Source organism: Pseudomonas sp. 3MAES_34.3B (assembly GCF_058145875.1).
Map to the genome: position 1 here is coordinate 2,669,723 of NZ_CM176960.1, position 22,579 is coordinate 2,692,301.

Consider the following 22,579-nt stretch of genomic DNA (forward strand, 5'->3'; position numbering starts at 1 on the left):
GCAGTGATGGATTTCGAGCGTCGCAATAACGTACAGGTAAGCGGCGATGGGCCGGTAACGCTCGTGTTCTCGCACGGGTTCGGCTGCGATCAGAGCATGTGGCGGCAACTGGCGCCCGGGTTCAGCAAGCAGTTCCGGGTAATTACCTATGATCTGGTGGGCGCCGGTGGCTCTGATCTTTCGGCCTACGACCGCCTCAAATACGGGCATTTGCAAGGCTATGCCCAGGACCTGAACGAGCTCATCGCACAGTTCGGCGAGGGGCCTGTCGTTGTGGTGGGCCACTCGGTCAGTGCGATGATCGGGGTGCTGGCGGACCGTGCCAAGCCAGGCGTGATCGCGGCCCATGTGATGGTCGGGCCGTCCCCGTGCTATATGAACAAACCCGGGTACTACGGCGGGTTCGAGCCCGCCGATATCGAGGAATTGCTGGAAACCCTCGAAAGCAATTACCTGGGGTGGTCGAGCAACATGGCGCCAGTGATCATGGGCGCGCCGGGGCAACCAGCCTTGAGCGAAGAGCTGACCAATGCGTTCTGCCGCACCGACCCCGAGATCGCAAAGCACTTCGCTCGGGTGACCTTCCTTTCAGACAACCGCGCCGACGTCGAGGGCCTGGAAACACCCACACTGATCCTGCAGTCGACCGAGGACATCATTGCGCCCCCGGGTGTTGGGGAATACCTGCACAAAGCGATGCCCAACAGCACCTTGTGCGTGCTCGACAATGTGGGTCATTGCCCACACATGAGCGCGGCGGATGAGTGTGGCGTGGCCATGCGGCAGTTTCTGTCGGCCTTGGCGTTGCGCTGAATGGAGCCAGGTGACAACCCGCTGGGCGCCGATAGCCTGTTCGACCAAGCGGCCTGCGGGTTGCTGGTGACCCGCGAGAATGGCGAGATCCTGCACGCCAACGGTACCTTTCTCAAGGGGTTGGGCTACGAAGCACCGCAACTTGTGGGGCGGCGCTTCCAGGACCTGCTGACCATCGGCGGAAAGATCTTCCACCAGACACACTGGTTGCCGTTGATGCGAATCCAGGGTTCGGTGCGCGAGGTGAAGCTCGAAGTCCTCAATGGGGAAAGGCAGCGAGTGGTGATGTTGATCAACGGTGTACGGAGCGAGCGCGACGGGGCCTCCTATCATCACCTGGCATTTTTCGAGATGGCCGACCGCGACAGCTACGAGCGGGAGATCCTTGCAGCACGCACGGCTGCCGAACTGGCGTTGCAAGCGAAAACTGACGTTGAAGCCGCGCTGCGCCAGGCTCGGGATGAGTTGCAGGAAACTTATGAAATGGCGCGGGACCGGGCGCTGGCCGCGGAGCAGATGGTTGCCATCGCCAGCCACGACCTGAAGACGCCGCTGGCGGCGATTCTAATGGCGGGGGATTTGCTGAAGCGCTCGCCAAGCGTCGAGCGCCAGCACGCCTTGGCCAACCTCATCACCCAGTCTGCGGAACGCGCCGACCGGCTGATCCGAGACTTCCTCGACTTCACTTTGGTGCGCGTGGGGCAGGGTATCCGTATCCGCCCTACACACGCGGATATCCATCAGGTGGTGGCCAGCGCAGTGAGCGAGTTGCGGATTGCCTTTACGCAAGCGGTCATTGAACATCGGCAAAGCGGCGAGGGCATGGCACTGTTCGACGGGGACCGGGTCCGCCAACTGGTGGCCAACCTCGTTGCTAACAGCGTTGCATATGGTGACCTCGGCGAGCCCGTGCGGGTGACCACTGAAGTCACCGCGCAACAGCTACGGGTGTCCGTACACAACGCGGGGCCAGCCATTCCAGCTGAAGCCAGGGCCACGCTGTTCGACGCCATGAGCCGAGGATCGGACCGTGGAGACGCGCGCAGCGTTGGCCTGGGGCTGTTCATCGTGCGGGAAATCGTCCGCGCCCATGGCGGCGAAGTGGAGGTGGCCTCCGAGGAGGGCAGCGGCACCTTGTTTACCGCTACCCTGCCGGTGAGGCGGGATTAGCCTGGGATTTCTGGCAAGCGTTCAAGTTCGAGTGAAGTGGTCCAAGTAGATACAATGTATCTACTTTTCCTTGTGCTTGGCTTTGGGGCTATTTACCACAGGCCGCCTTATGGAGGCTTTATGAAAATCGAGATCCAGCAATGGGGCAACAGTGCAGCAATCCGTATCCCCGCTGCAATACTCAAGCAAATGAGCTTGGCCAGCGGAGATGTCCTGGTGCTTGACGTATCCCCCGAAGCATTGACCCTCAAGCCTGTAAAAGCCAAACCTCACTACCGCTTGGCTGACCTGATGGCTCAGTGTGATTTGACAGCAGCGGAGCCCGAGGAACTCGCCGAGTGGGACGCAACGCAATCTGTCGGGCGTGAAGTATGAAACGTGGGAGGCTCAACCGAGGAGACGTTCTTCCCCTGGCTGTTCCCGCAGCCCTTACACCCCATGCGTCCGGTCATAGCCATTGATCGCCGGCGGTACCCAGCCTTCCGGTAGCGACGCGGCGGCATACACTTCGACCTTCATCGGGTAGCACGCCACGCTATCGGAGGAGTGTTCGGAGGAGCAGTCCCCCCCAGGGCACGCCGACATGCAGGCCAACAAGTCGATCTCGGCGAAGAACTCAAGATAGTCACCCGGGCGTACCGGGCTGGCTTTCATGAAGTACTGCCCCGTATCCCGGGTAAACCCGGTACACATGAACACATTCAGCACATCGTGCACATGGGCTTCGGCCTCACGCAGCGCAAGGCCCGTGGCACCTGCCAGCGCACGAGTCAGGTTGGAATGGCAGCAGTAATGATACTGGCCACCATGGCTGAGCAGGTTATGCGTGTAGGGATCGCAGCGGGTGCCGATCACATCATGGACCGCACCGCCGTACTCATCGAAACCATACCAGTCCAGGCTGTCATGAGTGATGGTCGCCATGGGTCGCAGGTAGGGGAAGCTGGAAAACAGCTGGTCGCCCACACCCACGTGGGTACCGTTGAGCGCGCGGGTTTTACCGGTATACAACCGCTCGGTGAGGTTATGCGCATTGAACAGGTTGAGGTCGCCCACCTGCGGGCCCTCTGTGCAAACAATGCGGCAGAAATGCCCGGCGGGTACTGACCAGGTAGCGGCGCTGCGAGGTGCCACGGTTACCGTTTCGACCAGCCTGAGCGTGCTTCTCAGGGCCTGATAACTGGGCAAGTGCGGCCGGGGCAGGCTATCGACCGGGTAGCAGATCACCGGCTTGATCGCCCGGCGCGCCGCTGCGTCCAGGGGCACGACGGTAGTGGAATGTCCTTTCATGGCAAGGTCTCGCGTGATCAGGCAAAGGGCAGGGCGTTCGGCTTACTGTAACGGGCCCCGCGGGCGCTTGCGAGCGCTTGATGGGCGGGCCCACAAACGAGCACGTATTGACAATTAATAGTTATAACATAACATTCCAGTGCCACTTCACTGGAGCTGTTCATGCGCCCGATTGCCTTTGCTTCACCCCCCACTGACGCCCGCCTGCCCGTAACGGTGCTGTCGGGCTTTCTCGGGGCAGGTAAAACCACGTTGCTCAATCATATCCTTGCTAACCGCGACGGGCGGCGGGTGGCGGTGATCGTCAATGACATGTCTGAAGTCAATATTGATGCCGCTTTGGTGCGAGGCGGGGCGGCGCTTTCTCGAACCGAGGAAAGTCTGGTGGAACTAAGCAACGGCTGCATCTGCTGCACCTTGCGCGAAGACTTGCTGATAGAGGTCGCCAAGCTCGCGGGGCAGGGCCGCTTCGACTATCTGCTGATAGAGTCGACAGGTGTTTCGGAACCTTTGCCCGTCGCGGAAACCTTCACCTTTACCGGCGAAGACGGCCGTTCGCTTTCGGATGTCGCTCGCCTGGACACGCTGGTCACGGTGGTGGACGCGTTCAACTTCCTGCGTGACTACGGGTCGGAAGACGACCTGGCGGCGCGGGGCCAGGCTCTGGGTGAAGAAGACACGCGTGCGGTGGTCGATCTGTTGATCAAGCAGGTCGAATTTTGCGATGTGATTGTGGTGAACAAGCTGGACTTGGTCACCGACCTTGAGCGCGAGCATCTGGAGGCGATCCTGCAACGGCTGAACCCCCGGGCGAGTATCGAAACCGCACAGTTCGGCAAGGTTGCATTGAACCGCGTACTCGGCACGGGCCTGTTTGATTTCGACCAAGCAACTCAGGCGCCAGGGTGGCTCAAGACCTTGCGCGGCGAGCACCTGCCGGAAACCGACACCTACGGTGTAGGCAGCTTCATTTACCGCGCACGCCGTCCGTTTCATCCTCTGCGGTTGCACGCTGCAATCAACCAGGAATGGCCCGGCGTGGTGCGCTCGAAGGGGTTTTTCTGGTTGGCCAGTCGCCCGGAACAGGCCTTCGAATGGTCACAGGCCGGTGCCATCTGCCGGCATGGGCCCGCCGGGCTGTGGTGGGCTGCCGTGCCCAAGGAGCAGTGGCCCACGGCAGCCCAAGAGCGCGGGGCCATCGAAGCGCTATGGGACAGCGCGGTGGGTGATGCCCGGCAGGAACTGGTGCTGATCGGTATCGGCATGGACGAGCGTGCGCTTACCCATCTGCTGGACAGCTGCCTGCTGACCGATGTTGAGATGGCAGCCGGCCCCGAGGGTTGGCGAGGCATAGAGGACCCATTCGAGTAAGCCAGGCGTGTTCAAAACCGCGCCAACCGATAGGGCGTTGGGTCCGGCAGGGCGTCAGGGGCTTCACCGTGGCCGGCCAGCGCTCCGATCATTTCTGCAGTGATCGCCGCCTGCGTCAGGCCCAGGTGTTGGTGACCGAACGCCAGCAACACTTTCCCATTGGCAACCTGGTCGATCACCGGCAGCGAGTCGGGAAGGGAAGGGCGAAAGCCCATCCAGGGCGTGGCGCCTTCGGTGTTCAAATCATCGCGGAACAAGCCCTGGCTCAACCGTTGCAGTTGCCAAGCCCGGCCCATGTTGGGCGAGCGATGCAGCCCGGCGAATTCCACCGTGCCGGCCAGGCGCAGGCCCTCGGCCATGGGGGTCATTATGAACTTGCGCTCCAGCGAGGTCACAGCGAACGGCAACCGATCCCGCTCGGCCGGCAGCATCAGGTGATAGCCGCGCTCGGTATCCAGCGGTACCCGCTTGCCCGTCAGCGCTTGAGTGAGCGCGGCCGAGTGAGCACCGCAGGCAATCAGCACGCGCCGCGCGGCCAATGTGCCTTCGCCGGTGTGCAGCACTACACCGTGACCGCTGACGGTGCCCCCGGTGACCCGTTGTTGATGGAAGCGAACCCCTGCGGCCTTCGCGGCGTGGACCATCGCTTGTACCACTGCGAAGGGGTCAACCACATGCGCGGTTGCCGGGAAGAACAGCCCACCCGCGATATGCTCACTCAGCTGAGGCGCAGCGGCCTGTACGGCCTTGGCGCTCCACCCGTCCACGGGTACATTCTGTGCGCGCATGCGTGCTGACAGGCTATCCATATCGTCGCGGGCTTGCGGCTGCTCATACACCAGCAGCGAGCCCTCGTGCCGAAGCAATGCCGGTTGGCCGATACTCGCCAGCAGGCGCTGCCATGCGGCCAGGCTGCCTTCATTCAGCGCGCGTAGCCCAGCGACCGTACGGCCGAACGGCGCGGGGCGCAGGTTGAGCAACAGTCGTACCAGCCAAGGGGTAGCCTGCGGCAGGTAGCGCCAGTCCAGCCGCAGGGGGCCCATCGGGTCCAGTAGCATCCCTGGCAGGCGCTTGAGGATCGTGGCGTCGGCGATCGGGAACACCTGCTCGGTCGCCAGGTGCCCCGCATTGCCATAAGAGGCGCCACGGCCTGGCGCCTGCGTATCCACCACGTCTACCTTCAGCCCCTGACGGGCCAGCTTCAAGGCACAGGCAACACCGACCACTCCGGCCCCTACAACAATGATGTCCACCTGGCTTGGCGAAGACACGGTATTGGATAATCCCATGGGCTCGGTACCGGTCACGCGAGGTTGTGCTGGGCGGTCCAGCTGGCGTACCAACGGGCGAACAGGCGGTACTGGCTCTCGGCGTAGTGGCGCTGGGCGTCACTCAAAGCATCGGTTTCGTTGAAGTGAAGGCGGTATTCCAGGTCGCCATTGAGCACCATCAAATGCTTGTAATAAAGCACCAGGTCAGTGCCTTCATCGAAGGAGGACAGCACGGCGAGCGCCGCCTCCAGTTCTGTGGCCAATTGCCGAGCCTTGGCGTCGCCCTCAGCGGCCTGTTTGCTCAGCGAAACCAGCTGCAGCACCTGGCGGGGCAAGGCATTGCCGATCCCCGTAATGGCGCCAGTGGCATTGCAGTTGACGAAACCATGCACCACTTGAGTATCGACGCCGACCATCAGGGTTACGCTTTCATCCCGGGAGGTAATGTGCTCGGCGGCATAGCGCAGGTCTGCCGCGCCGCCGAACTCCTTGAAGCCGATCAGGTTGGGGTGCGCCTGGCGCAGCTCGAAAAACAGGTCCGCGCGGGTGGCAAAGCCATAGTAGGGGCTGTTATAGATCACTGCCGGCAAGTCGGGAGCCGCTTGCAGCACCGCTGCAAAGTGGGCCCTCTGGGCAGCGGCGGAAGACCCGCGTGACAATACCCGCGGGATCACCATCAAACCCTGGGCCCCCACTTTCGCCGCATGCTCGGCATGGGAGACCGCTTCGCGGGAGTTCACTGCGCCGGTGCCGACGATGGTCGGCACACCGGCGGCGGTCAGCCGGGCCACGCCTTCCTGGCGCTGAGCTTCGGTGAGCAAAGGCCAGTCCCCCATGGAGCCGCAGTACACCACTGCGCTCATGCCGATATCGACAAGCTCCCGGCCCTTGGCGACCAAGGCGTCGAAATCCGGTGTGCGCGACGGCGTGCAAGGAGTCATCAGGGCAGGGATGCAACCACTAAAGATCGACGGGTTCATGCGGGTTCTCCGGAAGGTGCGGCAAGGTAAAGGTATGAAGCGCTCAGATGCCCCAGGCGAAAGGGTCCTGCTCGTCGATCAATAGCGTACTGTCGGCGGTAAGGTAAGCCTGGCCGGTAATAAAGGGGCGGATGCGTTCGCCGTCCCACTCGTAACGTGCCTCGAAGCGGCTGCCGGTAATGCTGGCCTGTACCCAGGTTTCCCCGGCGGCCAGCTTGCCGTCCGCCGCCAGGCAGGCCAGCTTGGCGCTGGTGCCTGTGCCACAGGGAGAGCGGTCGTAGGCTTTGCCGGGGCACATCACGAAGTTGCGGCTATGGGCACGAGCGTCATCGGCGAACAGCTCCACATGGTCGATAAGGGCACCGCCTTCGCCGTGGATGCCTTGGGCGTCGAGCGCCTGGAGCAGTGCCCAGGTGTACGCCGTGAGTGCTTCGACGTTGTTCAGCTCAAGGCGCTGACCATGATCGGCCACCAGGAAGAACCAGTTGCCGCCCCAGGCGATATCACCATAAACCTCGCCATGGCCGGGCAGCGTCACCGCGATGTGCTGTCGATAGCGCCAGGCCGGGACGTTGCGCACGGTAACAGCGCCGCCCTCGTGCAGCGTCGCCTCTACCAGGCCCACTGGAGTGTCGATCCGGTGCACGCCTGGCCCGATCCGGCCCAGGTGATACAACGACGCGACCAGGCCGATGGTGCCGTGACCGCACATGTTCAAATAGCCGGCGTTGTTGAAAAAGATCACGCCGCACGTAGCGCCCGGCGTTACCGGCTCGCAATACAGCGCGCCAACCAGCACGTCGTTGCCGCGAGGTTCCAACAGGCACGCACGCCGCCAGTGATCATGCTGCTCACGAAGGGCGTCACGTTTTTCCGCCATACTGGCACCAGGCAGTTCAGGGAAGCCGCTCATTACCAGCCGCGTAGGCTCGCCGCCGGTGTGGGAGTCGATGACATGAAGGCGGTGCATGGAAGCTCCGGATTGGCAAAGAGGTGCCTAAGGGTGCGCGTACGCGAGGGCGAATGGCTTGATGCGTTTACGCCATCGAAATGACGATTTCAGCACAATCGCTCGGGCGAGCGCGGGCTTGGCCATGGACAATCCGCATCGAAGGGCCGCAAGCTGTCGCTTTGGATACCATTCAGTCAGGCCAAGCCATGACCCCCGGTTCGCTCGCGACGTTGTTTCAACCCGGTACCTCAAAGGGCCTCGATAACATGGACGCATTGCTGGTGGCCGTGGCGCCCTTGCTGCCGTTACTGGATGTAGTGCCCAATGCGGCCATCTTTTTGAAGGATACCGATGCGCGCTATGTGCTCGCGAACCGCGCTCTGGTGGAACGCTGCGGGCACAAGCACGCTGAACAACTGCTCGGCAAAACCAGTGCCGAGGTATTTCCCGCGCAACTGGGGCCCGGTTATACGGAACAGGACAGGAAAGTACTGCAGCAAGGGCTGGTATTGGAGGACCAACTGGAGCTGCATTTATATGGCTCGCGGGAACCTGGCTGGTGCCTCACGCATAAATGGCCCCTGTATGCTCGCAGCGGCGAAATTCTCGGCCTGGCCGGTATTTCTCTGGACCTGCAGTCCGCCAGCGAAACCCACCCGGCCTACCAACGGTTGGCCGCCGTTGATGCCTATATTCGTGAACACTTTGACCGACCGGTGACACTCGCAGCGCTTACCGAAATCGCTGGTATTTCTATCGCGCAGCTGGAACGTTACTGCAAGCGGGTGTTCCATCTCACGCCGCGGCAAATGATTCAGAAAGTACGCCTGGAGCACGCACACCGCTTGCTCGGTACGGGCCTGCCCATCATCGAGGTAGCGTTGCGCTGCGGTTACACCGACCACAGTGCCTTCACTCGGCAGTTCAAACTGCTCACTGGTTTCACGCCCCGGCAGTACCGGGAGACGAAAGGCAAGTGAACCTTCGGCAAAGCTCCGTTCGTCTGTTGCCTGCACGGAATGCATACTCAAAAAGTGAATTTCAACGGAAGCGATCGGGTCAAGAACTATGAATGCTGGACATTTGTAGGGGTTACTATCATGACTATCGAAGCCGATACACTTGAGCAACTCACCCGTACCTTGCAACAACATGGCATGAAGCTGGTGTCTGATATTCACTTCACCAGGGCACCGTACCGCCATAATCACCGCTGGGTTTGCATCGTCGAATAACGCCGTCGCATTAGTTTGCGCTACGGGTTAAATCTTGACCTTCAGGTCTTTGACCGAGTGCGCACGTTGTTCGTCCAGCGAATTGTAATAGGTATTCTGGGTGGTGCTGAGGCTGTTGTGACGAAGGTCTGCTTGTAGGTCTTTCATGTCGCGATGCTTGGCGTCAAAGGTTGCTGAAGTGTGGCGCAGCCAATGCAGCGAAGCCGAACGTAACTGATCGATCTCGTCGTCGCTCCAGCCCTCGGCCTTCATTCGTAGCAACGAACGATCGAATACCTCTTGCAACAGCCCACGAATATGCCTGTCCGACAACCCAGCGCGGCCCTTGAGCGTACTGATCAGCGGCAGCTTTTCATGGGGTGAGGGCAGGGGAGAAAGCTGACGATAATGCCGGTATCGCACCAAGTACGTTTGAACATAGTCATCCCGCACGCTGATTTTCGCCGCCTTGTTACCTTTACCTACTACATGTAGCCACCAGTGCCCGCGGCTATCGCGGCGAAAATCCCCCATCGTGGGCGCCCAGTTATCCCGGCCAACCAGATCCGAAATACGCAAGTACATGGCATAGAGTGTAGCAACAATGAACAAGGTGCGTTCATGCGCAGGGTTTTCCTGTGCCATGGTTTCCGCTGTTTCGATAACGAAGTTCCACTGCAGCTGAGTAAGCGAGCGTGACGCGACATCCACGGTATTGCGCTGCTTGTAGATAGACTTCTGTTTGACGGCACGGAACGGATTGACTTCAGTAAGGCCTTCGTCGATTGCATGCTGGAAGAAACTGCCGCACACCGCAAATACTTGAGCGACCGAGCCCTGGCTCATCTTGTAGACCGCAGGAGGGAGGTCGGCCATGCTTTCCGCTGCGATCTTGCGCTCACGTTTGGCGATGGTGACGCTGAACGGGCGCCAGGCCGGGTTGGCGGTATAGGTATCGGAGGCAAGCGCCTTGCGGCCACCCTGGCGAATGAAGCGGGATTTCACCACCGGGCCGACCCAGGCCGCAGGCGGGTTGAGGCAGAACTCCATAAATGCCTCGGCATCGCGCCGGCGTAGTTCCAGCAGGGGCTTGCCGGCGACGAGGAGGGCCCATAACAACAAACGTTCCACATGGGTACGATAAGATGTGAACGTTGCTTCGTTGCCCGCATAGGATTTAAGGAAGCCCCGAACCGCCTGATAACTTTCAACAGGGCGGGTTTGTTCATCGCACTGATGGAGGAACGCAAGTACCGGTGCGCGCTCGCCCGTCATGTTCATGAAGTGCAAATCAAGAAAGCGATCATAGGTATCGAACAGAGGTAACGGGCGGGCTGCCATATGGCGGTGTCTCAAAGGCGATAAAACGTGGAACAGGGTGCCTTGAAAACGAACAAAATGCAATATCCGGGTCTGGTAGTTATCGGATATTACATTCGTGGCAGGGGCTCTTTCGGACGCCCTAGTTGGCTTGTAAATCGCTCTCGTGTCAAGAGTAAGCGGCAATAACTCCTTGAAACGCCACTAGTCTCGTTTTGACGCATTTAGTGAGAAATATGGCAGACATGTACTTCCAAGGAACCTCCAGCGGCCTTTTTTATCCCTTCGGGCCAGCCTTAAGGTACTAGTGCTTACCGAATGCTCGGCTATGCAATCAAAAATCAATCGACTCAGCGTACATTCGAGTGCGTTGGAGCCAGCGTGCCGTGCACATCTCAACACTTGCCGCTGCGCCGTGATTAACACGTTGCCTGTGCAGTGCACGGTATGCAATGTTTCGCACGTTTGAAGCACGCTGCAGACCGGACAGCTTGGCGACCGTGGCAGGTTGCGTGAGGTCGTGCTTCAAAGATGAACGTGTGCGCTCAATCAGTGGCGAGCGGTGAGCGGTGAGCGACAGCACCTGGTAGCACGATCTGCCGCAGCCAGGAGAGTTCGGTACTATGCGGAAGGTACCGTGAGGTTGGCCAGGCTCCAGCTGTTGAGGCAGGAGTTGGGCAACGGAGCATGAGCCGTAATCGGCCTCGTTCCAGGCGTCTCACTGAGGGTGCGATATTGTAATATCAGGTTACCGATAATGCACATTATGTTAAATCATATGTCAGAGCGGTTCTAAGTACGCCAGGATCGTCGATGATGTCGGCTGTGCCCTGCACCACCAAGTGCGCACTGCATCCAGACACAATTGCGACCCGGGATGGGATTTGCCTTGGCTGCACCGGGGACCGCGCCTACCCATACAAGCCCCGAGCCAAGACCCAGATCGCTGTCGATCATCGTCATGGATCGATTGGGTGCCGCTTCGTCCCCCAGGCGAAGCTTTGCATCGCGTACGGACACCGCGCCGGAGGAAGCAGTCGGGCTCAGGGCGCCTAGTCCTGCCGCTAAATGTTCTTGTCCAGGAAGTCATGAATAACAGGGATGATTTCCTTGGCATGCGTTTCAAGCGCGAAATGGCCGGTGTCATATAAACGAATATCCGCCTTGGGCAGATCACGCTTCCAGGCCTCGGCGCCGGCTGGAAGGAAAAACGGATCGTTCTTTCCCCAAACTGCCAGGAGCGGTGGATGATATTGGCGGAAATACGTCTGGAAGATTGGGTACATCGCCACGTTCGACGCGTAATCCAAAATAAGGTCGAGCTGGATCTCGGCATTTCCAGGCTGCGATATATGCAGCCCTTCAAGCGTGTACCCATCAGGCGATACCGAACTCTTGTCGACCACCCCTTCAAGGTATTGCCACTTGATCGAGGCCGGAGTCGGAAAGTCGCTTAGGGCCTCCCGATTGCGTTGCGTCGGCTCCAGCCAGTACTTTTGGATAGGTGCCCAGCTATCACCCAAGCCCTCCTCGTAAGCGTTGCCATTTTGAGAAATGATTGCACTCACCCGCTCAGGATGCGCAACAGCCAAACGCCATCCCACTGGCGCACCGTAGTCGTGAACCATGAGCGCATATTTTTCCAGCTTTAGCTGCTCGGTAAATTGCCCGATCGTTTGTGCCAGTTGCGCAAAAGTGTAGGCGTATTCGCCCCGTGGAGGGGCTTCGGTGAACCCAAACGCGGGTAGGTCAGGGGCGATCACATGATAGTGGTGAGACAGCGCAGGTATAAGGTCACGGAACATGAATGACGAGGCGGCGAAACCATGGAGCAACAGAACGGTAGGTGCCTTGGGGTTGCCTGCCTCACGATAGAACACTTTCACATCACTGACCTGTTCGTACCGGTAATGAACCGTGCTATCAAGAGTGGCAGCTTGGGCACCGCCGGCAGGAACTGCCGACACTGCTGCGGCCGGGATCGATTTGGAGGGTTTCATAGTGACACCTCTGTAACCGCTTAATGTGTTTTTGAAGGTTACCCAGCATTGTGGTAACCTGTCAAACGTAATTTAAGGGGTTACATTAGAATGAATTCCACCAGCATGCCCGATGCACTCTTTTTGGCTGACAACGTTGCCCTCGACTTCATCAACAGTGAGTACGGCGTGGGTGACCAATCCCACGATTGCTTTACCGATGATCTGAGCGTCATCCGCTGGCTCAGGCTCGCGGGTTTAACGCCGGAGAACGATGAGGACGAAGCACCGAAAGGACTCATGCGCAAAGCCCGCGACCTTCGCGAATCTCTGAGGAGTGTGGTGCATGCAGCCATAAAGCACTCCCCAGCAGACCTAACCCTCATCAACGATGTGCTTGAGGCAGGTCGTCCAATAAGCAAATTGAAATGGGATGGCGAGGCGAGGGAATTTCGAATCGTCTGCCACCCCAGGGACGGGAGTCCGATCAGCTTACTGTGGCCTGTGGCTAACGCTGTGGTGCATCTGGTCACGAGCGATAAGTTTGAATTCGTACGCCACTGCGAGGCACACGATTGCGTTCTGCTGTTCCATGACTTGAGTAAGTCCCATCGGCGACGCTGGTGCGATATGGCCACCTGCGGGAACCGTATGAAGGTGGCAGCGTTTCGATCCAGGAAAAATCCTCGATCGAGCGGATCGCAATAGCCGGAAGAGCCGCCAGAGCGCCCTCCTCCTCTGAGTAGAGCATTTCAACCGAGTTGCTATACCCTGAGGCTTTCAGGTCGACAAACCACTGGGAATGTTGCACCGTTTTATTCGCAGAGGGATTACCAGATGCTACTGCCAGATTTCGAAAAGCTTTTTCACGCTGCGATCCGGATTACCAGCGTCCCGGAGGTCATGGCGGCCCTGGCGTCGGTCACTGCGGGCACGTCAGGCGACTACGACGGTGTACCCAAGGTTGTCGTCAAACAAGACAGTATTGCCATCCGCGCCGGGGGCGGCGTGTATGCAATATCTGGTGAACGCCAGGCCATTGAGCTGCTTATCAAAACCATGGTCGCCCTTGATACCAGTGGTAAGGAGGAGCGCTTCAATGTCTTTCGTGAAGCTGCTACACAGCTGTGGCATGCGAAACGATACTTGCTGACATACGAGTACCAGAAGGCCAACCTGGCCAAGCTCGCCGAGAATCCCGAACTGCGACAACGCGCCGTAGCCAACCTGGACAGAATCGCGATAGTGAACGGTGAATCGCCTCAAGGCGAAGAGTGGCGCGCGCTGCTTCGAGGCGATTTTCAGGAAATGTTCGACCTTGTAATGAGCCATGGCGAACACGGTAGCGACCTTCGTCGCTATTCGCCTGTTACAGGATTTATCACAGAGGAAGAACGCGGTGAGATCCATGCCAGGATCATGGGGCGAGCGCTGCCGCCATCAGCTGGTTGAGCCAAGTGGCGGCGTACACGAGGTAGCACCCCTACCCCGCATTACTCACCGACCGCTAGTAGCACAGGAACGTCGCAATATGCCTTTACACCGTCCGAGCCGTTTTTTGCTGGCTTGTGTGCTTCCGTCAGTTTGCTTGGCCGATACCTTTGAAATTGACCCTCACAGCGAGAGCCTTTATCGGCAGGCAGTGCCGCATCTACAAGAGGCGGACAGAAGCCTCGGGGCTGTGGATCTCAAAACACCAGCCCCCGAAATACAGGCAACAAATCGCTCGTTGGGTGCGATGGCCAGCGCGGAGCTACAGATCGCCGCTCCCTTGCTTGAACAGGCCGCAGCGCTGGAACATCCGATTGCCCAATACCGCCTCGCTCTGATCTATCTGGGGTACTTCCCTCAAGGCAACCAGGAGAAGGCCTGTACATTGCTGGAAAAAAGCCTGAGCCACGGCTTTGCTCCTCCGGCTGTGGCGATTGAGTCAGCATGTTATGCCTACGCCGACACGCCTGAATATCAGGCTGCTTTAGAAGCCATGCAAGTACCTGCGCCATCCTATGAACGCTACTTTCCACAACCTGCCATGAATCTGGCTTGCCGTCGTGAGGAGGCTTCCGGGGCAGGGTTTCAATGGGCAACCAGCCGTGACTATCAAGCAGAAATCCTCTGGCTGCTTGGGGCGCATAATCGCGCGCAGCGCTCGGAATATGCGCAAAAGGCTGTCGATATCAATGGTTGCTACAAAGCCCAGCGTTGGCTTGGGAAGCCGAAGTCATCAGCGGGATAAAACTTGTGAGAACGCTATCGTGTTGACTCACTGAAATACCTGTCCAGCTGACCTCTTGAGCTCAACCAAAGCGAGAGGGCTATTTTCTTCCCGGCGGCGACGCTTTCATTCCATATTTTTATTGGAATCATGGTCGTCGGCATCGGCTCAATCCTTATGGTTGTATGGCGCATGGCAAGCCTACCGGTCGACGTTTTGCGCCAACACTCATGAACTCAATCAACCCTGGTTATCCAAACCACGGCCGATGACTGACGGTGAGATAAACATGATCGAGCGCTCTCAAGTGAATGTCGCCAGCGGGACCGATTTGCCACCTACTTCAACCCCACCGCTCAGCCCAGGGCGCACAAACCTGAACCCGAGCGACGAGCCGGGTATCGACGAGCTTCCGGACAACGAGGGTGAGGCGCCGGATGACGTATCGCCTACGCCCTATGAAGAGGGGGTACCCGATATGGACCCGGACAATGCCGAACTGGATGACCAACCGAATCCGCGCTGACCACAAGCATACGTAGCAGCAGGGCTTGCCCGCGACCTGGCGTTGGCCGCCAAACCGGTCGCGGCCAGGGCTTAGCGACCTTCACCGGTTCCCACCTTTATGGCGCTTGCACCGCTCGGAGCAATAACGCACATCGTCCCAGCAGCGCGCCCATTTCTTGCGCCATGAGAAAGGGCGGTTGCAGGCAGCGCAGTCCTTGGTAGGTAATTCGCTTTTTTTCATAAGCATGAGTGGCTCAAGCAGGCAGTGCTCATTCCACAACCCCCTCATCCTTCAACCGCTGAATCGCGCTGTTGCTCATCCCCAGTTCGGCAAGCACCGCCTGAGTGTGCTGCCCAAGGTTTGGCCCTTGCCAGTTTACGGTTCCGGGGGTCTCCGAGAGCTTTGGAACGATCCCTGGCATTTTGACTGCAGCGCCATCTGGCAATTGAGTGTCCAGAATCATGCCGCGTGCCTGGTAGTGAGGGTCGGCGACGATATCGGCAACGGAATAGATGCGGCCCGCGGGTACCTCGGCTTTTTCCAGTGCCTCAAGCACACGTTCGATTGGCAGTTTGGAGCTCCATTCACTGATGGCCCGGTCAAGCAAGTCACTTTCGGCAGCCCTGCCGTCGTTATGGGCAAATGCGGGGTGCTGCGCCAAATCGACTCGGCCGATCGCAATCATCAGGCGTTTGAAGATAGGATCGCTGTTGCCGGCGATGACCACATAGGCGCCGTCAGCAGTTGGATAGGTATTGGACGGCGCAATGCCCGGCAAGGCGCCGCCGCTGCGTTCGCGGACGTGGCCGAGCATCGCGTATTCGGGTACGAGGCTTTCCATCACATTGAACACGCTCTCGGCCAGGGAGACGTCGACGACTTGACCATCACCCTGCCCTGTCTTCACTCGAAGCAGCGACATCAGCGCCCCCATCACCGCATGCATCGAGGCCAGTGAGTCGCCGAGGCTCACACCCATCCGAGCCGGCGGTGAATCCGGGCTCCCGGTGGTGTAACGGATGCCTCCCATGGCCTCGCCAATCGCACCAAAGCCTGGGCGATCGCGGTATGGGCCGGACTGCCCATAACCTGAAATACGCACCAAGGTCAGCTTCGGATTGAGCGCGTGCAGCACGTCCCAGCCCAGGCCCAGCTTTTCCAATGCACCGGGACGTAAGTTTTCTATAAGCACATCGGCGCTTTCGGCCAATTGCTTGACGATCTTGATCCCTTCAGCGGACTTGAGGTTCAGCGCCAGGGACTTTTTGTTCCGGGACTGGAGATACCACCAAAGGGATGTGCCGTTGTGCAGTTTTCGCCACTTACGAAGAGGGTCGCCCTGCTCCGGGGTTTCAATCTTGATCACCTCGGCGCCAAACTCGGCCATGATCCGTGCCGCGAAGGGTGCAGCAATGAGCGTTCCGACCTCAATGACGCGGATTCCGCTAAGAGCAGTCATGGTGCAGCCTCAATGTTTCCTGGAATTTGCACCAAGACTAGAAGCTAACGAGAGCGAAATTCCAACCTCGGATGAAAAAGGCGCCAGACACCTCACCTAGGTACCGAAATCCGGCCATTCCCCAATGGCCAGGAAGGCGACCTGCGGCACCAACACAATCGCTAGCATCGTATCGACATCCACAAGGCCCAGCCCGCCCAACCCTGCGCCTACGCACACAGCCGTTGCGGTCCCTACGCCGGTCCATAGCTTGGACAGTTTCCTCATGTGGCACCTCTCGTCGCGTACACTGTATGGATAAACAGTATACGGGTATCGCGAGCAGGTCAATGGGCTGCAGAGGGGCTTTGTACGAGCGGTATTCAGCGCCCTGCCGGCACGGGAAAACGACTATTCACTCGGCATCCGCGCGCAACATCCTTAAGATACCGGCCTTGATTTGTTACCGTCGTGCCCATGAAAACTCTGATTGCTGTACTAGCTTTGTTCCTTTCTACGGCCCTGCCCGCCCTCGCCTCCCCGCCTGCGACCTTTACCGAGGCCAAGGTTGTGGCTAAGCAGCAGGTCTACCTTGACCAGGCCAACAGCGCCATGGGTGAGCTTTACTGCGGGTGCCAATGGTCATGGACGGGCAAGTCCGGCGGCCGCATTCACCCCGAATCATGCGGCCTTCAGGCCAGGAAGCAGGAAAGCCGTGAAACCCGCGTGGAGTGGGAACACATCGTGCCGGCGTGGACGTTCGGTCACCAACGTCAGTGCTGGCAGAATGGCGGTCGAGAGCATTGTATCGACGACGACCCGGTGTTCCGTGCGATGGAGGCGGATCTGTTCAACCTTTACCCGTCAGTAGGCGAAGTCAACGGCGACCGCAGCAATTTCAACTACGGGATGGCGTCAGGGGTTGCGCCCCAGTACGGCCAATGCAAAACCAAGGTTGATTTTGATGGGCGGGTCGCCGAGCCACGCGATGAGGTCAAAGGGCTGGTCGCCCGCACTACTTTTTATATGTTCGATCGTTACAACCTGAGCATGTCGAGGCAGCAGCAACAACTGCTCATGGCGTGGGATAAGCAGTTCCCCGTGACGCCATGGGAGCGGGAGCGCAACACGCGTATTGCCGCCATCATGGGCCACCCGAATGCCTTCGTGACGGGCGAGCGGTCCTGGACCGAAGGCTACAAGCCGGTTGGCGACGGGGTGGTGGTTCCGCTCACTCGCCCCACAGCCAAGCCAGCACCTGCGGCTGATGCCAGCGGGCCCGAAACCACCGGGATGGTTATCGGGAACAGGAACAGCCATGTGTACCATCTTCCCAGCGGGTGCCCGAGCTATGGCAAGGTGGCGCCGAAGAATCAGGTTGCGTTCAAATCCGCAGCTGAGGCGCAAGCAGCCGGGTTCCACAAGGCCGCAGATTGCCGTTAGCTTTCACGCACAGGGCAACCTAGCTTCCAAAATGCGCAAACTTCCCACTGAAGCGCTTGGCCAGTGGGTTGGCGAGGTCGCCGTGTTTGCTGGTACCCAAGCCCAGCTCGACCAGGGCTTCGGCTAGCTTGACAGCGGCTGCCACGCCATCGACTACCGGGAGCCCTACCCGCTCGCTTACCCTGGCCGCCAGGTCCGCCATACCGCCGCAACCCAGAACAATCGCCCCGGCGCCTTCGTGGTCCCGGGCGTGCAGGGCATGTTCGGCCACTCGTTCCACCAGACCTTCCGGGCCTAGCGCCTCCAGTTCCAGCACAGCGATATCCACACAGCGCACCGAGGTACAGTGCTGGCCCATGCCGTAGTTGCGTAACAAGTGCTCGGCGATGATGCGCGTGCGGGTCAGCGTGGTGACCACGGCGAAACGCGTGCATATCAGACTTGCAACGTGGAAGGCGGCTTCGGCTATGCCAATCACCGGCCCCCGCGCCAGCTCACGCGCGGCCAACAGGCCCGGGTCGCCGAAGCAGGCGATGATATGGGCGTCATATCCAGCGGCCACGCCCTTGCGTACTTCCTCCAATACGCCCACGGCTGCAATGGCTTCGTCGAAGTGCCCTTCGATGGATTCGGGCCCATCGGCCGGGCGGCAGGCAATGATGTCAGTGCCCGGGCGGGCGACCGCTCCTGCGGCACGGGCAATGCTGGCCGTCATGCGTTCGTTGGTGTTGGGGTTGATAACCTGGATTCTCATGATGGCTTGTGACTCAGCGCTTGAAGAGGCTTTTGAAATCCGGCTCGATCACAGGGCTTTCCTCGACCTGCAGGCTGGCGCGGATGCTTGCAAGGTGCTTGCTCATCCACTTCGCAGCAGCCCTGCCTTCCCCTCGCTCCACTAGCTGGAGCAACTCGAGATGGTCCCCACATTCACAACCCACGCTACGACGCGATCCATAGACGGCGATGATCAACGAAGCGCGGGTGGTCAGGTGGGCGATCTGCTCGGTGAGCACCTGGTTGTCGGCCAGGGCCACCAACTGCACATGGAAGCGCGCCGACAACTGGATGGCTTTGCTGTGCAGGCCGGCGCGTTGTGCACAATGCTCTTCCTCCACAAGGGCGCGCAATCCCGTAAGTTGCGCAGCACTGGCTTGGGCTGCCACTGCGGGCATGAGCGCCGGCTCGATGACCTCGCGCGCCGCGAACACATCCTGCGCCTCCTTGGCGCTGGGTTGCGCGACTTCGGCACCACGGTTCGGGCGTAGCGTGACCAGACGTTCAAGTGCCAGGCGTTGCAATACCTTACGAATGCCAGTACGGCTGACCTCGAACACCTCCGCCAAGGCGTCTTCGGGCAGCCGGGTTCGCGGCAACAACCGGTGCTCCACGATCGCCTCGAGGATGTCCTGATAGATCTGCTCGTCACGGCTCAAGGCAGGGCTGCTGACAGCGGGGCCGGCGAGGAAAAGGTGAGCGTTCATAGGTGCGCTTGGCGAGAGTGTGATGAGGATCGTATACAAACGGTTCGACGCTGACTAGCTCTGTAACCTCCCATCAACGCGCCCAGCTCTTTGCACTGACTGCGTGCGCAAGCGCCCTTTAACCGCGCACAGCTAGCTTTAGATCCTCATTCCGGCCTCCATCGAAAGGTGCCATTTCAGGCCAGAGCCCTCGGATTTTCCGGCCACGGCGTTATGTGGCATGCATTCTGCCTCCCTGAATCGTATACAAAAATGTCAGCTTCCGTACGCAGTCTCCGGAGCGGCACTCACCCAGGGAGAGGCACGCAATGACCCCAGACCTTCCGAAAGGCTATAGCCCCCGCTTGTGCAACCAGGACCTGCGCCCGATACCGCAGACCTGGACCTGGTACAACATCTTTGCGTTCTGGATGAGCGACGTGCACAGCGTGGGCGGCTATGTGTTCGCCGCCAGCCTGTTCGCCCTGGGCCTGGCCAGCTGGCAGGTGCTGATCGCGCTGCTGATAGGCATAGGCATCATTCAGGTGATTGCCAACCTGTTGGCCAAGCCCAGCCAGCAAGCCGCAGTGCCGTACCCTGTCATTTGCCGCCTGGCATTCGGGGTGTTCGGGGCGAATATCCCCGCCGTGATTCGCGGGCTGATCGCCGTGGCCTGGTATGGCGTGCAGACCTACCTGGCCTCGAGCGCGCTGATCATCGTGGTACTGCGGTTCTTCCCGTCCATGGAGAGCTTTGCCCAAGCCCAGTTCGCAGGGCTGTCGTACCTCGGCTGGATGGGTTTCCTCACACTGTGGATGATACAGGCGGCAGTGTTCTGGACCGGCATGGATTCCATCAGGCGCTTCATCGACTGGGCCGGGCCGGTGGTCTACGCGGTGATGTTCCTGCTCGCCGGTTGGATTGTATGGAAAGCCGGTTGGAGCAACATCAGCTTTACCTTGTCGGAAAAGAGCCTGAGCGGTTGGGAGGCGTTTGGCCAGGTGGTGATGGCTACCGCGCTGGTGGTGTCGTATTTCTCGGGGCCGACCCTGAACTTCGGCGACTTCAGCCGTTATTGCCGAAGCATGGCGGATGTAAAACGCGGGAATTTCTGGGGCCTGCCGGTGAATTTCCTGGCGTTCTCGCTGGTAACCGTCGTGATCGTCTCCGGCACCCTCCCCGTCTTCGGCGAAATGCTTCATGACCCCATCGCCACGGTTGGGCGTATCGACAGCAGCGTAGCGGCACTGCTTGGGGCGTTTGCCTTTGTCACCGCAACCATTGGCATCAACATCGTCGCCAACTTCGTGTCCCCGGCCTTTGATTTCGCCAACTGCGCACCCAGCAAAATCAGCTGGCGTACAGGCGGCATGATCGCCGCGGTGGCGTCGATCTTCATCACGCCCTGGAACCTGTTCAACAACCCGGAGGTAATCCATTACACCCTGGACGTGCTGGCGGCATTCATCGGGCCGCTGTTCGGGATTTTGCTGGTGGATTACTACGTGATCAAAAAGCAGCAAATCGACGTGGATGCATTGTTCAACGACGCTCCCACGGGCCGTTACTGGTACACCAATGGCTTTAACCCGGTAGCGATCAAGGCGCTGTTGGCGGCTACCGTTATCGGGCTGGTGTTTGCCTTTGCGCCGTGGTTCAAGCCGATCGCCAACTTCGCCTGGTTCACCGGTTGTTTCCTCGGTGGCGTGTGCTACCTGGGGCTGGCACGGCGCGAGGTGAAACACCTGGTACCGGCAATGACGTGAACGCCGTTTGTTTGCAGCTTCCTGTAAGCGGGGTGCTGTACAGGGAGGGAGCGCTTCGGGTTGATGGCAGAAGGCTATCCACCGATAATCGCGTTCCTTTCAACCCCGCAAGGATCCGCTGTGAAAAAACTGTACCTGGCCTTCCCGATTTGTGCATTGCTGTTGCAAGGTTGCGGCATGACCATGCCCCGCTATGAACCTAGCTACCAGAATGTTCAGCAGCTCAAGCAAAACGCCCCGATGCAGCCTGTCCGCGAAACGGAGGTGGACGCTGATCCCGGCCAGGACTCGTTGGTGGTTCGCCTGAACCCGATCTCCTCCCCGGAGGGCAGCGTTGCTCTGCATATCCAGGCCGCCATCAACGATGAGCTACGCCGCGCCGGCCTGCTGGACCCACGCGCAGACCGCCAACTAGAGGTGCACGTAGTAAAGAGCCAACTGGATTCAGGGGTAGCAAACGGTGCCGGCGAATTGACCGCACACTTCACCCTGCGCAGGGGCAATCAGGTGCTGTATTCGGCAACCAAGGATGCGCACCAAAGCTGGGATAGCAGCTTCTTCGGCGCCATTGCCATTCCTGCTGCGGCAAACAACTACAACCCTATGGTTCAGAAGCTGCTTATGAGCCTCTACAGCGACCCGCTGTTCCTGCAAGCACTGAAGTAACCAAGAAGGCTGTTCGGAAAGAGAAAAAGAGCCGCCAACGCGCGGCTCTTTTATCAGCCTTACGCGCGAGGTACCCGGGGCGCCAGAGCGGAATACTTCATGCGATTGCTCTCCACCCAGTTCTTGAGCAGCGCGTTGACTTGCCGGTCAAAGGTGTCGGTAACAGCGGCCTTGGGGGTGTTACCGGCCAGAGGGAGGAACCAGATGCCCAGCCAGGTATTCACGGCATCGTGATTGCTGGCTTTGCCCGACGCTTGGCCATGGTCGTCCACCGCTTCCAGGCTCACGGTGTACTGGTCAGTGGCCAGGGCCGGGATGATCGTGAAGGTAAGGCCGCTGATCACCGCCAATACCATCTGGCCACCGCTTGGCGCGTGATTGTAGACCTTCAGCCGAAGGCTGTAATCGCCCGGCTGCTTGTCGAATTCATCGAAAGTCACTCTGCCGAACAGGCCTGATTCGCTTAACACCCGCTTGAGCTCGGGCTTGAGCATGTCCCGGGCTTGCGGCACTTCAGTGGCCTTGGCGTTCCCGGGATCGCCCTGATAGAAATCGAAATCCACATAAACGTTTGGCTTGTTGGCGTAGCTGGCCATCGACGGCAGGTCTACGGGTGCCACTTCATCCTTGGTGAAGCTGGCGCATCCCCCAAGGCTCACTGCCATGGCCAGGCCTATGGCTTTTACGAACTGCATATCAACTTCCTTGCGTGATAATAACAAG

General features: G+C 59.4%; 25 protein-coding genes. 13 read left to right on the forward strand and 12 right to left on the reverse strand.

Annotation, left to right across the window (positions count from 1 at the left end; translation table 11 throughout):
* Positions 1-6 precede the first annotated feature (6 nt).
* From AC3Z8Y_RS11895 to AC3Z8Y_RS11905, 3 genes are all read left to right on the forward strand, one after another.
* Positions 7-813, forward strand: coding sequence for an alpha/beta fold hydrolase (locus AC3Z8Y_RS11895; RefSeq protein WP_490089867.1), 807 nt, complete (start codon positions 7-9; stop codon positions 811-813).
* On the forward strand, positions 814-1,983 hold the full coding sequence (locus AC3Z8Y_RS11900; RefSeq protein WP_490089868.1) for a PAS domain-containing sensor histidine kinase: 1,170 nt from the start codon (positions 814-816) through the stop codon (positions 1,981-1,983).
* Between the two features lie 120 nt (positions 1,984-2,103).
* A complete protein-coding gene (locus AC3Z8Y_RS11905) occupies positions 2,104-2,358 on the forward strand; it encodes an AbrB/MazE/SpoVT family DNA-binding domain-containing protein (protein ID WP_490089869.1) in 255 nt (84 codons plus the stop codon).
* A gap of 54 nt (positions 2,359-2,412) precedes the next feature.
* Here AC3Z8Y_RS11905 and AC3Z8Y_RS11910 read toward each other — a convergent pair whose 3' ends face one another.
* Positions 2,413-3,273, reverse strand: a complete 861-nt coding sequence (locus tag AC3Z8Y_RS11910) for an urea carboxylase-associated family protein (RefSeq protein ID WP_490089870.1) — start codon at positions 3,271-3,273, stop codon at positions 2,413-2,415.
* 162 nt (positions 3,274-3,435) lie between these two features.
* On the opposite strand from AC3Z8Y_RS11910, the gene zigA reads away from it, so the two are divergent.
* On the forward strand, positions 3,436-4,644 hold the full coding sequence (zigA, locus tag AC3Z8Y_RS11915) for a zinc metallochaperone GTPase ZigA (protein WP_490089871.1): 1,209 nt from the start codon (positions 3,436-3,438) through the stop codon (positions 4,642-4,644).
* Between the two features lie 11 nt (positions 4,645-4,655).
* On the opposite strand, the gene AC3Z8Y_RS11920 is transcribed toward zigA, so the two are convergent.
* Genes AC3Z8Y_RS11920 through AC3Z8Y_RS11930 form a run of 3 tightly spaced genes read right to left on the reverse strand, consistent with a single transcriptional unit; the run spans position 4,656 to position 7,865 of the window.
* Entirely contained in the window at positions 4,656-5,933 is a 1,278-nt protein-coding gene (locus tag AC3Z8Y_RS11920; RefSeq protein WP_490089872.1) for an NAD(P)/FAD-dependent oxidoreductase, read from the reverse strand.
* 14 nt (positions 5,934-5,947) lie between these two features.
* The gene (locus AC3Z8Y_RS11925) at positions 5,948-6,895 is read right to left on the reverse strand and encodes a dihydrodipicolinate synthase family protein (protein WP_490089873.1); all 948 of its coding nucleotides are present in this window, start codon (positions 6,893-6,895) and stop codon (positions 5,948-5,950) included.
* A 43-nt stretch (positions 6,896-6,938) separates the two neighbouring features.
* Complete coding sequence (locus AC3Z8Y_RS11930) at positions 6,939-7,865, reverse strand: 4-hydroxyproline epimerase (RefSeq protein ID WP_490089874.1); 927 nt, start codon at positions 7,863-7,865, stop codon at positions 6,939-6,941.
* 248 nt (positions 7,866-8,113) lie between these two features.
* Here AC3Z8Y_RS11930 and AC3Z8Y_RS11935 point away from each other — a divergent pair, with 248 nt between their 5' ends.
* A complete protein-coding gene (locus AC3Z8Y_RS11935; protein ID WP_490089875.1) occupies positions 8,114-8,827 on the forward strand; it encodes a PAS domain-containing protein in 714 nt (237 codons plus the stop codon).
* A gap of 120 nt (positions 8,828-8,947) precedes the next feature.
* A complete protein-coding gene (locus tag AC3Z8Y_RS11940; protein WP_263974685.1) occupies positions 8,948-9,082 on the forward strand; it encodes a hypothetical protein in 135 nt (44 codons plus the stop codon).
* Positions 9,083-9,109: 27 nt separating this feature from the next.
* Here AC3Z8Y_RS11940 and AC3Z8Y_RS11945 read toward each other — a convergent pair whose 3' ends face one another.
* Together AC3Z8Y_RS11945 and AC3Z8Y_RS11950 are read right to left on the reverse strand one after the other, a co-directional pair.
* Positions 9,110-10,402 carry a tyrosine-type recombinase/integrase gene (locus AC3Z8Y_RS11945; protein ID WP_490089988.1) on the reverse strand — a complete coding sequence of 431 codons (1,293 nt, stop codon included), beginning with the start codon at positions 10,400-10,402 and terminating at the stop codon, positions 9,110-9,112.
* 1,043 nt (positions 10,403-11,445) lie between these two features.
* Complete coding sequence (locus AC3Z8Y_RS11950) at positions 11,446-12,381, reverse strand: alpha/beta fold hydrolase (RefSeq protein WP_490089876.1); 936 nt, start codon at positions 12,379-12,381, stop codon at positions 11,446-11,448.
* Positions 12,382-12,471: 90 nt separating this feature from the next.
* Here AC3Z8Y_RS11950 and AC3Z8Y_RS11955 point away from each other — a divergent pair, with 90 nt between their 5' ends.
* The 4 genes from AC3Z8Y_RS11955 to AC3Z8Y_RS11970 all read left to right on the forward strand — a co-directional run bounded on the left by AC3Z8Y_RS11955 (position 12,472) and on the right by AC3Z8Y_RS11970 (position 15,101).
* The gene (locus AC3Z8Y_RS11955) at positions 12,472-13,068 is read left to right on the forward strand and encodes a CGNR zinc finger domain-containing protein (protein WP_490089877.1); all 597 of its coding nucleotides are present in this window, start codon (positions 12,472-12,474) and stop codon (positions 13,066-13,068) included.
* 129 nt (positions 13,069-13,197) lie between these two features.
* A complete protein-coding gene (locus AC3Z8Y_RS11960) occupies positions 13,198-13,812 on the forward strand; it encodes a hypothetical protein (protein ID WP_490089878.1) in 615 nt (204 codons plus the stop codon).
* A gap of 79 nt (positions 13,813-13,891) precedes the next feature.
* Positions 13,892-14,596, forward strand: coding sequence for a hypothetical protein (locus AC3Z8Y_RS11965; RefSeq protein WP_490089879.1), 705 nt, complete (start codon positions 13,892-13,894; stop codon positions 14,594-14,596).
* A gap of 268 nt (positions 14,597-14,864) precedes the next feature.
* Complete coding sequence (locus AC3Z8Y_RS11970; protein ID WP_490089880.1) at positions 14,865-15,101, forward strand: hypothetical protein; 237 nt, start codon at positions 14,865-14,867, stop codon at positions 15,099-15,101.
* A gap of 81 nt (positions 15,102-15,182) precedes the next feature.
* On the opposite strand, the gene AC3Z8Y_RS11975 is transcribed toward AC3Z8Y_RS11970, so the two are convergent.
* The 3 genes from AC3Z8Y_RS11975 to AC3Z8Y_RS11985 all read right to left on the reverse strand — a co-directional run bounded on the left by AC3Z8Y_RS11975 (position 15,183) and on the right by AC3Z8Y_RS11985 (position 16,809).
* A complete protein-coding gene (locus tag AC3Z8Y_RS11975; protein ID WP_490089989.1) occupies positions 15,183-15,323 on the reverse strand; it encodes a DUF2256 domain-containing protein in 141 nt (46 codons plus the stop codon).
* A 28-nt stretch (positions 15,324-15,351) separates the two neighbouring features.
* Positions 15,352-16,542 (reverse strand): CaiB/BaiF CoA transferase family protein, encoded by a 1,191-nt coding sequence (locus tag AC3Z8Y_RS11980; protein ID WP_490089881.1) that lies wholly within the window; start codon positions 16,540-16,542, stop codon positions 15,352-15,354.
* A gap of 96 nt (positions 16,543-16,638) precedes the next feature.
* Positions 16,639-16,809 carry a hypothetical protein gene (locus AC3Z8Y_RS11985; RefSeq protein ID WP_490089882.1) on the reverse strand — a complete coding sequence of 57 codons (171 nt, stop codon included), beginning with the start codon at positions 16,807-16,809 and terminating at the stop codon, positions 16,639-16,641.
* A 189-nt stretch (positions 16,810-16,998) separates the two neighbouring features.
* On the opposite strand from AC3Z8Y_RS11985, the gene AC3Z8Y_RS11990 reads away from it, so the two are divergent.
* A complete protein-coding gene (locus AC3Z8Y_RS11990) occupies positions 16,999-17,964 on the forward strand; it encodes an endonuclease (protein WP_490089883.1) in 966 nt (321 codons plus the stop codon).
* A gap of 19 nt (positions 17,965-17,983) precedes the next feature.
* Here the strand turns inward: AC3Z8Y_RS11990 and AC3Z8Y_RS11995 are convergent, their stop codons facing one another.
* Together AC3Z8Y_RS11995 and AC3Z8Y_RS12000 are read right to left on the reverse strand one after the other, a co-directional pair.
* Complete coding sequence (locus AC3Z8Y_RS11995) at positions 17,984-18,718, reverse strand: aspartate/glutamate racemase family protein (protein ID WP_490089884.1); 735 nt, start codon at positions 18,716-18,718, stop codon at positions 17,984-17,986.
* Between the two features lie 13 nt (positions 18,719-18,731).
* Positions 18,732-19,445: a GntR family transcriptional regulator gene (locus AC3Z8Y_RS12000; RefSeq protein WP_490089885.1), complete on the reverse strand. Its 714-nt coding sequence runs from the start codon at positions 19,443-19,445 to the stop codon at positions 18,732-18,734.
* A gap of 308 nt (positions 19,446-19,753) precedes the next feature.
* On the opposite strand from AC3Z8Y_RS12000, the gene AC3Z8Y_RS12005 reads away from it, so the two are divergent.
* Together AC3Z8Y_RS12005 and AC3Z8Y_RS12010 are read left to right on the forward strand one after the other, a co-directional pair.
* Positions 19,754-21,190, forward strand: a complete 1,437-nt coding sequence (locus tag AC3Z8Y_RS12005; protein ID WP_490089886.1) for an NCS1 family nucleobase:cation symporter-1 — start codon at positions 19,754-19,756, stop codon at positions 21,188-21,190.
* 120 nt (positions 21,191-21,310) lie between these two features.
* The gene (locus tag AC3Z8Y_RS12010) at positions 21,311-21,856 is read left to right on the forward strand and encodes a hypothetical protein (protein ID WP_490089887.1); all 546 of its coding nucleotides are present in this window, start codon (positions 21,311-21,313) and stop codon (positions 21,854-21,856) included.
* A gap of 59 nt (positions 21,857-21,915) precedes the next feature.
* Here the strand turns inward: AC3Z8Y_RS12010 and AC3Z8Y_RS12015 are convergent, their stop codons facing one another.
* Entirely contained in the window at positions 21,916-22,551 is a 636-nt protein-coding gene (locus tag AC3Z8Y_RS12015; RefSeq protein WP_490089888.1) for a hypothetical protein, read from the reverse strand.
* Positions 22,552-22,579 lie beyond the last annotated feature (28 nt).

Excerpts from the sequence above, each read along its gene's own strand:
- AC3Z8Y_RS11935 (WP_490089875.1), top strand. The coding sequence starts at position 8,114 with ATGGACGCATTGCTGGTGGCCGTGGCGCCCTTGCTGCCGTTACTGGAT.
- AC3Z8Y_RS11965 (WP_490089879.1), top strand. The coding sequence starts at position 13,892 with ATGCCTTTACACCGTCCGAGCCGTTTTTTGCTGGCTTGTGTGCTTCCG.
- AC3Z8Y_RS11945 (WP_490089988.1), bottom strand. The coding sequence starts at position 10,402 with ATGGCAGCCCGCCCGTTACCTCTGTTCGATACCTATGATCGCTTTCTT.
- AC3Z8Y_RS11970 (WP_490089880.1), top strand. The coding sequence starts at position 14,865 with ATGATCGAGCGCTCTCAAGTGAATGTCGCCAGCGGGACCGATTTGCCA.
- AC3Z8Y_RS11920 (WP_490089872.1), bottom strand. The coding sequence starts at position 5,933 with ATGGGATTATCCAATACCGTGTCTTCGCCAAGCCAGGTGGACATCATT.
- AC3Z8Y_RS11910 (WP_490089870.1), bottom strand. The coding sequence starts at position 3,273 with ATGAAAGGACATTCCACTACCGTCGTGCCCCTGGACGCAGCGGCGCGC.
- AC3Z8Y_RS12015 (WP_490089888.1), bottom strand. The coding sequence starts at position 22,551 with ATGCAGTTCGTAAAAGCCATAGGCCTGGCCATGGCAGTGAGCCTTGGG.
- AC3Z8Y_RS11925 (WP_490089873.1), bottom strand. The coding sequence starts at position 6,895 with ATGAACCCGTCGATCTTTAGTGGTTGCATCCCTGCCCTGATGACTCCT.
- AC3Z8Y_RS11955 (WP_490089877.1), top strand. The coding sequence starts at position 12,472 with ATGAATTCCACCAGCATGCCCGATGCACTCTTTTTGGCTGACAACGTT.
- AC3Z8Y_RS11980 (WP_490089881.1), bottom strand. The coding sequence starts at position 16,542 with ATGACTGCTCTTAGCGGAATCCGCGTCATTGAGGTCGGAACGCTCATT.
- AC3Z8Y_RS11985 (WP_490089882.1), bottom strand. The coding sequence starts at position 16,809 with ATGAGGAAACTGTCCAAGCTATGGACCGGCGTAGGGACCGCAACGGCT.
- AC3Z8Y_RS11905 (WP_490089869.1), top strand. The coding sequence starts at position 2,104 with ATGAAAATCGAGATCCAGCAATGGGGCAACAGTGCAGCAATCCGTATC.
- AC3Z8Y_RS11895 (WP_490089867.1), top strand. The coding sequence starts at position 7 with ATGGATTTCGAGCGTCGCAATAACGTACAGGTAAGCGGCGATGGGCCG.
- AC3Z8Y_RS11975 (WP_490089989.1), bottom strand. The coding sequence starts at position 15,323 with ATGAAAAAAAGCGAATTACCTACCAAGGACTGCGCTGCCTGCAACCGC.
- AC3Z8Y_RS12005 (WP_490089886.1), top strand. The coding sequence starts at position 19,754 with ATGACCCCAGACCTTCCGAAAGGCTATAGCCCCCGCTTGTGCAACCAG.
- zigA (WP_490089871.1), top strand. The coding sequence starts at position 3,436 with ATGCGCCCGATTGCCTTTGCTTCACCCCCCACTGACGCCCGCCTGCCC.
- AC3Z8Y_RS11960 (WP_490089878.1), top strand. The coding sequence starts at position 13,198 with ATGCTACTGCCAGATTTCGAAAAGCTTTTTCACGCTGCGATCCGGATT.
- AC3Z8Y_RS11930 (WP_490089874.1), bottom strand. The coding sequence starts at position 7,865 with ATGCACCGCCTTCATGTCATCGACTCCCACACCGGCGGCGAGCCTACG.
- AC3Z8Y_RS11950 (WP_490089876.1), bottom strand. The coding sequence starts at position 12,381 with ATGAAACCCTCCAAATCGATCCCGGCCGCAGCAGTGTCGGCAGTTCCT.
- AC3Z8Y_RS11940 (WP_263974685.1), top strand. The coding sequence starts at position 8,948 with ATGACTATCGAAGCCGATACACTTGAGCAACTCACCCGTACCTTGCAA.
- AC3Z8Y_RS11990 (WP_490089883.1), top strand. The coding sequence starts at position 16,999 with ATGAAAACTCTGATTGCTGTACTAGCTTTGTTCCTTTCTACGGCCCTG.
- AC3Z8Y_RS12000 (WP_490089885.1), bottom strand. The coding sequence starts at position 19,445 with ATGAACGCTCACCTTTTCCTCGCCGGCCCCGCTGTCAGCAGCCCTGCC.
- AC3Z8Y_RS11995 (WP_490089884.1), bottom strand. The coding sequence starts at position 18,718 with ATGAGAATCCAGGTTATCAACCCCAACACCAACGAACGCATGACGGCC.
- AC3Z8Y_RS11900 (WP_490089868.1), top strand. The coding sequence starts at position 814 with ATGGAGCCAGGTGACAACCCGCTGGGCGCCGATAGCCTGTTCGACCAA.